Origin of the sequence: Bradyrhizobium barranii subsp. barranii, assembly GCF_017565645.3 — a bacterium.
Taxonomy (GTDB): Bacteria; Pseudomonadota; Alphaproteobacteria; order Rhizobiales; family Xanthobacteraceae; genus Bradyrhizobium; species Bradyrhizobium barranii.
In genome coordinates this window covers 4,323,048-4,335,914 of record NZ_CP086136.1, presented here as the reverse complement: position 1 = coordinate 4,335,914, position 12,867 = coordinate 4,323,048, and the positions used below count along the sequence as shown (strand labels likewise).

Below are 12,867 nucleotides of genomic sequence, written 5' to 3'. Positions count from 1 at the left end.
GGCCCCGGTCGCTCGATCGATTCAAGCGAGACTTCCGACTTTGCCAAGAACAATAGATGGTCGCACATCCGAGCGCCCCCTGATGAACGTCAGTACGTTCTCGTTCAACCAAGATAATCCGGTCGCTATTCGCTGCGCGTCGCTCCGACGCCGTCCATCCTCTTTCGTGATCGCTTAGTCAGATCGACCATCCTGAAGTGCTCGGGTGACACCAGTTCGTAAGCCCGCGCCGTGGCGAGTACGCCTGAGTCATTTCCTCGTGCGCCAACAAATTGCAGTCCAATTGGAGCTCCAGAAGCCGTCATTCCGCAAGGAACTACGCACGCAGGCTGCTGGCTCAGATTGATGGGAAAGCTGAAGGATGCCCACTCGGTCCAATGGCTAAGGCCACTACCTTCTGGCACATCTCGCCCGGCTGCGAACGGAGGAATGGCGGCGGCTGGAGAGACCAACACATTGTAACTCTCGAGCAACTCGTCCATGAAGGTGCCGAATTCGGCGCGAAGCACTTGAGCAGCCACCAGGGTAGCAGCGCTGTACTCCCGGCCTTTCGCCGCGGCCAACAGGAAGCCGGCATCGTATACTTCGGAGGCAACTTCGCCCGCTGAGACGAGCCGATTGGCGGCCCCCGAAAACCAGTGGATATGGAACAGCTCAAGAAGATCAATGGAAGGCAATTCGACCGGCTCGACGATCGCTCCCCACTCCTCCATTCGCCGAACCGCAGCCGCCACACTCAATTCCACTTCCCTGTCGACGTGTCCTACAGGGGGAGTTGACCAGTATCCGATCCGCATCCCCGTAAAGTCCGCCTGCCGCTTCCCCAATCTTGGTAAAATGCCTGCGCCCTGCGCCCAGTCGCGCAAGTCGCGCCCAGACATCGCCTCAAGCATGGCTTCAGCATCGCCAACGCTTCGTGCCATCGGACCGATGTGCGCCACTGTTCCAAAAGCGCTGGGAGGATGAGCGGGCACACGTCCGAATGACGGCTTATGTCCGACTATGCCGTTGAACGACGCCGGAATGCGTATCGAGCCACCGCCATCGCTACCCAAATGAAGGCTGCCCGCTCCGACAGCTGCGGCTACCGCTGCTCCTCCGGAGGATCCTCCTGCCGTCATCGAAGGATCCCAGGCGTTGCGCGTCACGCCAAAGAGAGGAGAGTCGGTAACCGCCTTCCAGCCGAATTCCGGCGTTGTTGTCTGCCCGATGAAGATCGCGCCTGAGCGGCGCAGCCTCTCGACCGACGGCGCATCCCTTTCACACGGCGAAGCTGTCGTCGTGCGGCTGCCGCACCGAACCGACCACCCCTCGACCCAGACGATGTCCTTAATCGTTGTCGGGATGCCATCGATGTCTGACAAGGGTGCGCCGGACCCCCAGCGAGCTTCGGACCGACGCGCCTCATTCCTAGCCCGATCCCGGTCGATAAACGTGAACGCGTTCAGCTCCCCGTTGACTGCCTCAGCTCTCTCCAAAGCGGCTTCGGTCACCTCAATCGGTGACAATGTCCCCTTCCTATAGGCGGAAAGCACCTGGGCTGCATTCAGCCCACATATGTCGGTCCCATCAGGCGGACTGAAGACGTCCATAGACACTGCTTTTCCCTCTCTCACAGTCAGGAGCGGTCAAACTCGGCTCCGTCCGGCGAGCATTAGGAATTTACGAGCTGGTCATAAAATGCATAATTTGTAGAAAGACCATCGATCAACTGTAGGGAACGCCTTGTGGATCTTACGATTCGGCAAATTCGATACGTAAGCGAAGTCGCCAGGCTTGGCAGCATGCACGCAGCATCGGTGAGTTTGCGGATCTCGCAATCGTCGATCCTTGCGGCGATTGAACTTGCTGAAACCGAAATGGGCGCTCGAATCTTTGAGAGGCGTCCCTCACGCGGGGTCAGAGTAACCCCGGCGGGAGAACGCTTTATCTGCGCAGCCCGCTCGATGCTGACCGCCGATGCAGAATTCAAAAGGACGATAGCTCGCTTGGGAGGACTGAGCACGCCGGCAATCCGTATTGGCTGCTTCAATCCTTTCGGCGCACTTTTCATTCCCGACACACTGAAGCGCTACATCGAGCGCGTTGGGCCGGTTGAGATTTCTGTGCTCGAGGGAGACCAGTTGCAGTTGCGAGAATGGTTCGCAAACGGAGCGGTCGACCTGGTCGTAACTTATGATATCGGACCGCACTTCAAAGAGAACACAACACGCGTCTGTAAAGTACCTGCGCATGCGCTAATTTCGCGATCCGACCAACTCGCGCGTCAGCCGGCCGTATCTATCGCAGAATTGGCAACTCGGCCTTTGGTTCTGTTGGATTTGCCACAGACCGCGCTGTATCTCCTTACATTGTTCGATGTGCTGGCAACTCAACCAACGATCGGCTTCCGCACGCGCAACTACGAGACTATCAGGACCTCTGTTGCGTGCGGGTTTGGAGTTTCTGTGCTCAACATGCCCCCACTGGGCCACGCTTCCCCGGACGGCACTGAGCTTATCCGGCTGCCGATAACTGACGATCTGCCCGCACCCACGCTCGTCATCGCCGACGTTTACGGATCGAATAAGCCCGAATACGTGCGAGTCCTCATCGACGTTATCCGTGAGTTCTTTCGAGATCTCGGCCCGCACGGATTCGCTATCGCAACTTTGAAGAATGAAGAAACGCTTTTCGACGTTTAGCCAACGTCCCTTTTGGCGCACTTGGTTACAGACCGACAACTACCCGATGCGAGCGGGAGCACACCTCACTCACGCCCCTCAACCAAGGGGCAAGTTTAGCGATCCATCCCGGCCCGCTCTTGACCCAGTGCGGACATTGCTCCACCGAGCCTAGCAATCACTTTTGGCTCTCTTCCGCCCCTTGGCCTATGTCGTCGTGCGCAGACCGACCGCTGGCTTCAAATCCTCGGCTGAAGCGTCGCCCCCCTGATGATCCCGGTGTCTTCCGCGCCCATCGGCGTGAAATCGACGCACATGTCTGCTCCCAGGATCGCGGCCGCACCGGCCCGGGCGACAGCGAGATCCTGTGTGCCTGATCCGGAGCCCGCCGCCACTGCGCCAAGGATGAACCCATCGACGCGGATCGGGAGACCACCGATCAGATTGGTCCAGCGATTTTCATGCGCGAGAGTGACCTGGATTTCCACGTCCGCGTGAGCGCCGCCGGTCGGCGAGCCAGACAGTGCCGACGTCCGTGCCTTGTTGATGGACGAGGTCACGCTAAGTCCCTTCGAGCCGTCCATGCGCCCGAACGCCAGCAGATTGCCGCCGGTATCGACCACTGCGATGCACATCGGCTGTCCAATGCGGGTCGCCTCGCCGATTGCCGCGTTGAGCACCTTAAGCGCGCCTTCGAGGGTCAGCGTCCGTGCTTCCTTGATGTCGGTCATGCCAGTCCAATCGAGAATTCCCGCGCCAGGGTGCGCGCTGCCGCGACCAATGCCGCATCGCCGCCGCGCCAGCCAATGAGGGACAGCCCGACCGGAATAGAGCCGGATGTAGCGACGGGCAGGCTGACCTGTGGAAGGCCCGTCAGGCCCGCGATACCGGTCAGGTCGACAATCCGCTGTACCGCCGCGCGAATGTCCGACAGGCGCGCGTCGCGGCCTATCGGCAGAATGGGCGAGGTCGGCAGGCACAGCATGCGGCGCCCCTCGAGCAAATCGTTGAGCCGCTTCGATGCGCACTCGCGGAAAGCCTTGGCGGCCGAGAGGTCACTCGATTCAATGCGGCCTTCGTCGGCAAACGCGCCGGCTACCTCCGACGAGAAGCGCGGGTTCACGCGATCGATCCAATCCCGAAACGTGGCGTGGAATTCACACTTCTGCAGGATGCGCTGGTGGCGCGCCCAGTCGAGGAGCGCGCCTTCGGCCAATGGCGACGCGGTGATCGCCACTGCATCGCGCATCCGATCAACAACCGGCTGCAAGGCGCGCCTTACCGGCTCGTCGGCGATGGCAAAACAGTCGGCCGCAACGACGATCTCGCTGGGAAAGACATCGGGCGCCTGCTCTCCGAGTAGCACCGCGCCGACCCGGCCGAAAGTCAGGGCATCGCGAGTGAAATAGCCAACGGTATCGATGATGGTGCCTGGGGCATCATGCCGGCGATGGAGATACGACCATGAGTCGGACGCAGGCCGTAAATTCCGCAGAAACTCGCGGGGATGCGCACTGAGCCGCCGGAGTCGGTACCCAAGGCAAAATCAGCCAGGCCGCCGGCAACAGCGGACGCGGAGCCGCTCGACGAGCCGCCCGGTACACGGTCCGGCGCGCGCGGGTTCAGCGGCGTGCCGTAAAACTTGTTGATGCCAAGCAGCCCGAGCGAGATCTCGTCGGTGATGGTCTTGCCCGTCAGCGAGGCGCCGGCGCCCAGCAGAGCGTCGACGGCCCAGGCGTCGGCCTTTGCGATCTCGTGGGTGGCAGCCCAGTCCGGATTGCCGCAGCCGGTCACGCCGCCTGCAACATCGAACAGGTCCTTGACCGCGAAGCTCAAGCCCGAAAGTGGCCCTGAGCCGTGCGGCGCCCGTTGGATGATGGGGCCTGGAACGAAAGCGCCGAGCGTGTCTTGCACGGTGTTTCCCCGATGAATGGCAAGCGCCCCGTTCGAGCGCGCTTGCCGTCCTCTCATTCCTTGTAGAGTTTGCGGAAATCCGGATGCGTGTGAAACCAGTACTCAAAACCCTTGACGTTCTTCTGCACCGCATAGTCGGCAAACCGCGTGTAGAGCGGGATGCGAGGCAAGTCGGTCATGACGATGTCGACCATCTTGTTCAGGCTTGTCTTGTAGATATCGGGATCGCGGGTGAAGCGCGCCTGGTCAATCACCTTGTCGAGGTCGGGATTGACGTAGTTGGCAGTGTTGAACACGGAGTTGTTGCCGCCGTGGAAGGTCCAGAAGAAGAAATAGTCGGGGTAATCGAGCCAGCCATAGAATTCGGCGATGACCATCGGCATCGTCTTGCTGGCCATCTGGGCAAACCAGTTCGAGCCCGGGACCTTCTCGATCGTGAGTTCGACGCCGATCGTCTTGAGCGCCTCCTGGATCAAGATGGCAGTCGGCTCGCGCACGGTGGATTCGCTGAGATCGATCGACAGCGTGGTCTTGAAGCCGTTGGGGAACCCGGCCTCGGTCAACAGCTGCTTGGCCTTCGCAAGATCCTGGCCATGCTTGATCGGAACGGGCCACGTCGCGTCGGGATAGGGTTTGTCAGGGTCACCACCGAACATCGGCTTGGCGCGGTTATAGAGCGCGGAGCTGACGATCTCCTTGTAGGGGATGGCGTAGGAGATCGCTTCGCGCACCTTGGGATTGTCGAACGGTGCGATCTTCACATTCATATCGACGAACACGAGGTCGTTCTGCACCGGCACGCCGATGATCGTCACCTTCCCCTGCTCTGCCAGTTCGGCATAGTCCTTCGGCGGAAGGCCGACCGACATATCGACGTCGCCCTTCTCCAGCAGCGCGCGACGCGTACCGGCCGAGGCGATCTGCCGATAGACGACGCGCTTGAGTTGGGGCAGCGGGCCGGACTTCCAGGCGTCGAAGCGGGTAAAAACAGTCTGCTGGCCGGGCGACCAGGACTCCACCTTGTAGGCACCGCCGCCGCAATCGTTGCGTGACACCCACTCGAACGCCCACGGCGTCTTGCGCTGTCGCGTGCTTCTTGGCCAGCTCGGAATTGACGATGACGGGCACCGGCACGACGAGGTCAGGCATCGTCAGCTTGTTGAACTGATCGAACGTCGCCTTGAAGGTGTGATCGTCGACCACCGTGAACTGTTCGGGCTTGACCAGGGATCCCGCCGCCATTTGCACCGCCGGAAAGCCGCCGGCGGCGATGGCGCGATCGAACGACCATTTGACGTCCTTGGCGGTGACCGGGCTGCCATCGTGGAACGTCGCGTCCTTGCGCAGATGGAAAATGTAGGTCTTGCCGTCCTCGCTGGCTTCCCAGCTCTCGGCCAGCTCTGGCGTCATGACCTTGGCGTCGTAGGATACCGTGCCGTCGGCCAGCTTTTTCTCGCCGTGGCTGACGAGCCGGTCGTAGGCCTGCCACACCACCATGCGGCTGTGATCGTTGGCGGTCGGCACCATAGTGTCGAGACCGTTGGGGCCCATTTCGGACACGATCACCATCGTGTCCTTGGCAATTTCGGCCGCGCGTGCGGAAGCGCCGGGCCAGACAACGGACGCTGTGAGCAGCGCCGCTGTAGCGAGACTACGATCGAACTTCATATCGTGCGTCCTTTCTGGATTTCGGTTGAAAAAGTCGAGGCAGCGTCAGAGGCCGAGATCGCCCAGCAGTGTCGGCCATTTGTGAGCCCACGGACGCGCTTGTTCGAAGGCGCCGGAGGCGGCGAGCACGGTACGATCCGCCAGATGGCGACCAATGATTTGCATGCCGACAGGCAAACCGGTTTTGGTGAAGCCGGCGGGAATGGTCGCTGCTGGCTGGCCGGTCAAATTGCAGATGAAGGTGAAGCAGAGCCAATCGCCGGTAGAGACCATCTTCTCTTCGATGATCTCGGGCCCCTGCATGTAGAGCGGGAATGCCGGCACCGCGAGCGTTGGCGTGATCAGGAGGTCGTAGTTGGCCATGAACCGCCACATGCGGTTGCAGACCATCTGCCGGATCATCTTGGCGTCAGTGAATTCTTCCGCGGTCCATTGCCGCTGCAACAGCCCGACCAGGTGCGGCGACATTTCCTTTTCATGCCCCTTCATCATGCGGCGCATACCGGTGAGGTCGGTGTCGCCGGCGACGATGGTCCAGAAATGAGGGAACGGATCTTCCCATCCCGGATGAGCGCGCTCGACCGTGCAGCCAAGATCGGTCTCGAACACGCGCACCGCTTCAGACACGACGTGACGGACTTCCGGATCGACCGGCGCATAGCCCCAATCTTCGCTATAGGCAATGCGAAGGCCCTTGATGCTCTCCTTCACGGCGCCGACATAGTCGAAGTCGGCAGCCGGGATGGAATAGCGATCGCGCGGATCGGGTCCGGTGATCACCTTCAGCATCAGCGCCGAGTCGGTCACGGTGCGGCTCATCGGGCCGACGTGCTCGAGCGATTCCCAGCTCGAGACGCCGGGATAGCGTTCATCCCGGCAACCCGGGTAGAGCGGCACCCGCCCCATCGAGGCTTTGATTCCGTAGAGCCCGCAAAGCGCGGACGGAATGCGGATCGATCCGCCGCCATCGGAGCCGATTGCGAAAGGTGCGACGCCGGCCGCGACCGAAGCTCCGGAGCCAGCGCTCGATCCGCCGGATGTCATGTCGAGATTCCAGGGATTACGCGTCGCGGGAAAAACCGGGTTGTGGCCGACGCCGCTGTAGCCGAATTCCGGCACGTTGGTCTTGCCGATGATGACTGCGCCGGCGTCCTTCAGCCGCTCGACGACGATGTCGTCCTCATCCGGCACGAAGTCCCGGTAGAGCGGAGAACCCATCACCGTCAGGATGTCCTTGGTGGCGACGAGATCCTTGATTCCGATCGGTACGCCCGCCAGCAGGCCGGGATCCTTGCCGGCTGCGATCTTGGCGTCGACTGCCGCGGCCGCAGCGCGCGCCACGTCGGGCGTCGGTGTGCAGAAGGCATGGATGTGCGGTTCGAGCTTCTCCATGCGGCGCAGAACGGCTTCGGTGACCTCGGCGGCGGATAGCTCCTTGTTCCTGACCTTAGCCGCGACGGTCGCGGCGTCCATGCGGCAGATCTGATTGTCAGCGCTCATCGGTTCCTCCATCGGGTGAAAGAGCGAAGTGGCAGGCGGCGAAATGGTCCGGGCCGACCGCGCGAAGCGGCGGCATGGCCTTGGTGCAGATGTCGGCCCCCTTGGGACAGCGGCCGTAAAAGCGGCAGACGTTGGGGTCCGGATCGATCGGGCTGGTCGGACTACCGTCGAGTCGAGGCCGCGCTTCGCCACGCCGCGCCGGATCCGGGATCGCGGCGACCAGCGCCTGCGCATAGGGATGACGAGGCGCGGTGAACAGCGCCTCCGCCGGCGCGATCTCGACGATCTTGCCGAGATACATCACGACCACGCGCGAACAGAGAAGCCGCACCACGTTGAGATCGTGCGATACGAACAGGTAGCTCATCGCCAGCCGTGCGCGCAGGTCGGCGAGCAACCGCAGGATTACGGCTTGCACCGACACGTCGAGCGCCGAGGTCGGCTCGTCGAGGATAAGCAACGACGGCTCGACCGCAACGGCGCGCGCGATGCCCACCCGTGCGCGCTGGCCGCCCGACAATTGATGCGGGTAACGCTGCAGCAGTTCTTCTGGCAGTCCAACCAGCGCGGCGGTGGCGCGAACGCGGCTGTCCAGCTCGGCACCGTTATTCATGCCGAGTAGCCGTTTCAAGGGATCGGCGATCGCCTGGAAAGCGCGGAACGATGGATTCAGGCTTTCGGTCGCGTCCTGGAACACCACCTGAATACGCCGCCGGCTTGCCGAGGACGCGAACTTCGCCTGCGCAATCGCGGTGAGATCCTCACCGCCGAGCAGGATCTGGCCCGCCGTGGGATCGATCAGCCGGCCAAGCAGGCGAACCATGGTGGATTTGCCGCAGCCGGATTCGCCGACCAAGCCGACGCTTTCACCGGCGCCGATCGTCAGATCCACATCGTCGACCGCGTGGAGCCGGGCGCCGCGCGAGGCCCGCTTGATCGGGTATAATTTGGACAGCGACCTGACTTCGAGCAGCGGCGTCATGACAGGGGAAACCGGCAGCGCACGACATGCGCGGGCGACAATTCGGTCCAGGGCAGCTCTGCCTCGTCGCAGATTAGTTGCCGCAGCTCGCAGCGTTCGCTGAAGCGGCACGGCGGCAACGCGCCGCGCAGATCGGGTAGATGGCCGGGAATGGAGTTGAGGTCGTCGAGACGCGATTCCGGAACGGGCGTGGCGGCGAGCAACTGGCGTGTATAGGGGTGGGCCGGATGATCCAGCAGCGCCTCGGTCGACGCGATCTCGACGATATGCCCGGCATGCATGACGGCGATCCGGTCGCAATATTCGCCGGCGAGCCCGAGATCGTGAGTGATCAGCAACGTCGACATCCGCGTCGAGCGGCTCATGTCCCTGATCAGGTCCATGATCACCGCCTGGGTTGTCACATCGAGCCCCGTCGTGGGCTCGTCCGCGATCAGGACCGACGGTGTGCAGGCCAGCGCCATGGCGATCATCACGCGCTGGCACATGCCGCCCGAGAGCTCGAACGGATAGGCTTCCGCCCGGCGTTCGGGATCGGGAATGCGGACTCGCGCCAGTGCTTCGATTGCCGCTTTCCTGAGATCACGACTCGGCGACCCGGCATGCTCCTGCAGCACGTCCTCGATCTGCTTGCCGACCTTACGGATCGGATTGAGCGCTGTGCGGGGGCTCTGGAAGATCATCGCCATCTCGCGTCCGCGCAGTTCGCGCATCGCTTCCGGGCGTGCCGCCAGAAGATCGATGCCGCCCATCGTGATGTTGCCTTTGGTGATCTGCGCCGCCTCATCGTTGAGGCCCATGACGGTGTAGGCCGTGACCGACTTTCCGGATCCACTTTCACCGACCACGCCGACGATCTCGCCGCGGCCGACCGACAAGCTCACGTCGTCCAGCGCCCGCACCACGCCGTGACGGGTGCGAAACTCCACTGACAGATTGTCGATCTCGAGCTGCGCCATTACACGCGTTTCCTCGGATCGAGCAGATCGCGCAGTCCGTCGCCCAGCATGTTGAAGGAGAACACCGCGAGCACGAGAGCGGCGCCCGGGAACATGAAGGCCCACCACTCGCCGGAAATGATGTAGCTGGCGCCTTCCGAGACCATGATGCCCCATTCCGGCGTCGGTGGTCGGACTCCGAGCCCGATGAAGGACAGGCCGGCGGCATTGAGGATCGCCCATCCCATGTTGAGCGAAGCCTGCACCATCATCGGCGGCAGGACGTTCGGGACGATATGGTTGAGCAGGACGCGCAGCGAGCCGTTGCCGCCCATGCGCGCCGCCTCGACATAGCCGAGCTCGCGCCGCACGTTCACCTCGGCGCGCGCGAAGCGGCAATAGAACGGCAGATTGATGATCATCGTGGCGATGATGATGTTGGCGACGCTGTTCCCGAGCGCCACCACGATGCCCATGGCGAGCACAAACAGCGGGAACGCCATGATGGTGTCCATGGCGCGGCCGATGATGCGGTCAGTCCAGCCGCCGAAATAGCCGGCGAGCGAGCCGAGCGCCAGGCCAACCACGAACGACAGCGCCACCGCCGAGACTGCCATCCCGAGGTCGAGGCGCGTCGCGACGATGACACGGCTGAGGATGTCGCGTCCGAGCGCGTCGGTCCCGAACGGATGCAGGGTGCTGGGCCGCGCCAGTTTGGTGGTGGCGGAGGTGACCAGAGGATCGTACGGCGCGATGTAAGGTCCGAAAATCGCGCACAGCGCCAGCAGCACCAGGATGATCACGGCCATCAGCGTCAGGCGGTTTTCGCCAAAGGCATAACCTGTGTTGCGGGCGAGCGTGACTATACTCATCGCTCAGCCCTCGAACCGGACGCGGGGATCGACCAGCGTCGCGAAAATGTCGACGGCGAGATTAAGCAGCACGTAAAGCACCGCCATCATTAAGACGAAGCCCTGAACCGCTGCGTAATCGGACGCGATGACGGCCGAGACCGCGTAGGCGCCGACGCCCTGCCAGCCGAACACCTGTTCGATCAGGACGTTGGACCCGAGCAGGAAGGAGAACACCATACCGAGCACGCTGCTGACCGGCAGCAGCACGTTGCGGAATGCGTAGGTCATCAGGATCTTGCGCACCGGCAAGCCGCTGGCGCGCGCAGTACGGATGAAGTCGCTGCCGAGCGCTTCCAACATGGCCGCGCGCGTGATGCGCGCGATCGGCGCCAGCGCGAACAGGCCGAGCGATATCGCGGGCAGGATCAGCTGAGACAACGACGCGCGGAGCACCGGCCAATCGCCCGCGATGAGTGCGTCGATGGTGTAGGCCCCGGTGACGTGCGGTGGCGGCGAGAAGGCGATCTCGTTCAGGCGGCCGAGCGGCTGCGGCGCCCAGCCGAGCAGGAAATAGAAGATGTAGACGAACAGCAGCCCGACGAAGAACGTTGGGAAAGCGGCGCTCACGGTGACCAGCGCACGGCAGGCGTGATCGACGCTTCCGTTGATGCGGGTCGCGGCCCACACCCCCATCGGGATGGCGATGCTGATCGCGAACAAAAGCGCAAAGGACGACAATTCCAGCGATGCAGGCAGCCGCTCGAGCAGATCGGTCAACACCGGCTGTCCCGTGGTGAGCGAACGGCCGAGGTTGCCCTGCGCGAGGTCACCGACATAGTGCACGAACTGCACTGGAAGCGGGCGATCGAGGCCCAGCGTGGCGCGGATGTTCTCGATCGATGCGGCGTTCGCGGCGGGGCCGGCGAAATACGCCGCCGGGTCACCCGGCAGGGCGTGGGAGATGAAAAAGGTCAGGACGACGACGCCGATCAGACTCGGGATGGTGCCTACCAAACGTTTCCAAACGAAAGCCATCAGCGGTTCGCCTGCCGTTATTCGCCGGTGCGACGGCCATGCCGGAGCGCATCAACGTGGTCGGGCCCCATCGACATCGGATACAGCCAGGGGCAGTTGGCATGCATCACAGTCATGTCTGGGTTTAAGCAAGCGTTATGCCAGCTTGTCTTTCGGAACCTTTGGGTGCGAGAGCCAGCGGATCAGCGCGTTTTACTGTGAAGCAGGCACGCGCGGGCGCAGGAAATGAAGTGGCTTTGAAGCACCCTGCTACAGTTTTCGCCACATGCATGAAATTCATGCACCGTGAGCCTGATCGCTCGGCTCAGTGAACCTGGGGGGTATTGACCCAGACGATCCGCGCTTCGTCCGGCCCGACGTTGCGATAGCTGTTGGTCAGATACGCCTTGAAGAAAAAGGAATCGCCTGAAGTCATCAGATAGGTGGTGTCGTCGATGGTGAGCTCGATGGTTCCGGACACGAGATAGCCGACGGCTTCGCCCTGATGGGTAATCAGATCGATCTTCTCGCCTCCCGAGGCCACCACGTGAACATTGGCTTCGAGCAGATTTCCGGCGGCTACCGGCACCAGGCGCTCATACACGACGCCCGTGCCACCGCGCAGCGCATCAACAGGCACCTTGAGCCGATCCTCGGGCTTCTGCACCAGCTTGTAGTCGTCGATCCGCAGGCCAAAGAACGAGGCCATGTCGCGGTCGAGCGCGTCGACCATCTTAGCGAGCATCGGCAGCGACGGCATGACCTTCCCGGCCTCGATCTTGGAGATCATGCTCTCGTCGCATCCGACGACCTGCGCCAGGTCTCGCATTCGCAGCCCCTTGGACAAGCGGGCACGCCGGATACGCGGACCAATATTCAAGGTGTTGTTTTCAGAGCTCACGCAACATTTTCCAGCCAGTTGGACGGGAAGTGTATGCATCATAATCACATGATTTACCAGCATGCTGGGGCGAAGTTGGGCGAACCGAACTCTTCGCCCGCCTACGGGCGAGGCCCGCCCCCGACCTGACAAGCGAGAGCCGTTGGCTTCTACCGTCCAGGCGACCTTGGGTCTCGCCAATTTCAACCGCTTGGCCTCAAGGGACTGCCCGTCAAGACAAGGGCCCGCGAGCCAAGTTAAACAGGCCGGGTGAGCGAGCGGTAACTTGCTGGGTCGACTTGTGGCCCGAACGCGAAGCCCGGACGGGCTCTGAAATCGCCCGGTTGTCGCGGCAGATCGGACGGGACCGGCGGCGATTAGGACAGCGCCCGTTGACCCGAAGCGGACGACACGCCAATACGCCGACTGACATCTGCCTCCACCTAGCGATCAA

The 12,867-nt window shown here is 62.4% G+C and carries 12 protein-coding genes and 1 pseudogene; 1 reads left to right on the top strand and 12 read right to left on the bottom strand.

Annotation, left to right across the window (positions count from 1 at the left end):
• Nucleotides 1–125 precede the first annotated feature (125 nt).
• Complete coding sequence (locus tag J4G43_RS20385) at nt 126–1,592, bottom strand: amidase (protein WP_080586938.1); 1,467 nt, start codon at nt 1,590–1,592, stop codon at nt 126–128.
• A gap of 135 nt (nt 1,593–1,727) precedes the next feature.
• On the opposite strand from J4G43_RS20385, the gene J4G43_RS20380 reads away from it, so the two are divergent.
• The gene (locus J4G43_RS20380; protein WP_028152372.1) at nt 1,728–2,684 is read left to right on the top strand and encodes a LysR family transcriptional regulator; all 957 of its coding nucleotides are present in this window, start codon (nt 1,728–1,730) and stop codon (nt 2,682–2,684) included.
• Between the two features lie 218 nt (nt 2,685–2,902).
• Here the strand turns inward: J4G43_RS20380 and J4G43_RS20375 are convergent, their stop codons facing one another.
• From J4G43_RS20375 to J4G43_RS20330, 11 genes and pseudogenes are all read right to left on the bottom strand, one after another.
• Nucleotides 2,903–3,394, bottom strand: a complete 492-nt coding sequence (locus J4G43_RS20375; RefSeq protein WP_063629876.1) for a GlcG/HbpS family heme-binding protein — start codon at nt 3,392–3,394, stop codon at nt 2,903–2,905.
• Entirely contained in the window at nt 3,391–4,029 is a 639-nt protein-coding gene (locus J4G43_RS20370; RefSeq protein ID WP_208086085.1) for an amidase, read from the bottom strand. The genes J4G43_RS20375 and J4G43_RS20370 overlap by 4 nt, the downstream gene beginning before the upstream one ends.
• Nucleotides 4,030–4,049: 20 nt before the next feature.
• Complete coding sequence (locus J4G43_RS20365) at nt 4,050–4,577, bottom strand: amidase family protein (protein WP_208086084.1); 528 nt, start codon at nt 4,575–4,577, stop codon at nt 4,050–4,052.
• A gap of 53 nt (nt 4,578–4,630) precedes the next feature.
• Nucleotides 4,631–5,632: an ABC transporter substrate-binding protein gene (locus tag J4G43_RS55625; RefSeq protein WP_321576338.1), complete on the bottom strand. Its 1,002-nt coding sequence runs from the start codon at nt 5,630–5,632 to the stop codon at nt 4,631–4,633.
• Between the two features lie 121 nt (nt 5,633–5,753).
• Nucleotides 5,754–5,987, bottom strand: a pseudogene (locus tag J4G43_RS55620) (ABC transporter substrate-binding protein); the annotation flags it as partial.
• A 303-nt stretch (nt 5,988–6,290) separates the two neighbouring features.
• Nucleotides 6,291–7,745, bottom strand: coding sequence for an amidase (locus J4G43_RS20355; protein ID WP_208086083.1), 1,455 nt, complete (start codon nt 7,743–7,745; stop codon nt 6,291–6,293).
• Nucleotides 7,735–8,727, bottom strand: a complete 993-nt coding sequence (locus J4G43_RS20350; protein ID WP_028152373.1) for an ABC transporter ATP-binding protein — start codon at nt 8,725–8,727, stop codon at nt 7,735–7,737. Before J4G43_RS20350 ends, J4G43_RS20355 begins: the two co-directional genes overlap by 11 nt.
• On the bottom strand, nt 8,724–9,686 hold the full coding sequence (locus tag J4G43_RS20345) for an ABC transporter ATP-binding protein (RefSeq protein WP_208086082.1): 963 nt from the start codon (nt 9,684–9,686) through the stop codon (nt 8,724–8,726). Before J4G43_RS20345 ends, J4G43_RS20350 begins: the two co-directional genes overlap by 4 nt.
• Nucleotides 9,686–10,537, bottom strand: a complete 852-nt coding sequence (locus tag J4G43_RS20340; RefSeq protein WP_028152375.1) for an ABC transporter permease — start codon at nt 10,535–10,537, stop codon at nt 9,686–9,688. Before J4G43_RS20340 ends, J4G43_RS20345 begins: the two co-directional genes overlap by 1 nt.
• 3 nt (nt 10,538–10,540) lie before the next feature.
• Complete coding sequence (locus J4G43_RS20335) at nt 10,541–11,557, bottom strand: ABC transporter permease (protein WP_208089368.1); 1,017 nt, start codon at nt 11,555–11,557, stop codon at nt 10,541–10,543.
• A 301-nt stretch (nt 11,558–11,858) separates the two neighbouring features.
• Nucleotides 11,859–12,362, bottom strand: a complete 504-nt coding sequence (locus J4G43_RS20330; RefSeq protein WP_038943777.1) for a helix-turn-helix domain-containing protein — start codon at nt 12,360–12,362, stop codon at nt 11,859–11,861.
• Nucleotides 12,363–12,867 lie beyond the last annotated feature (505 nt).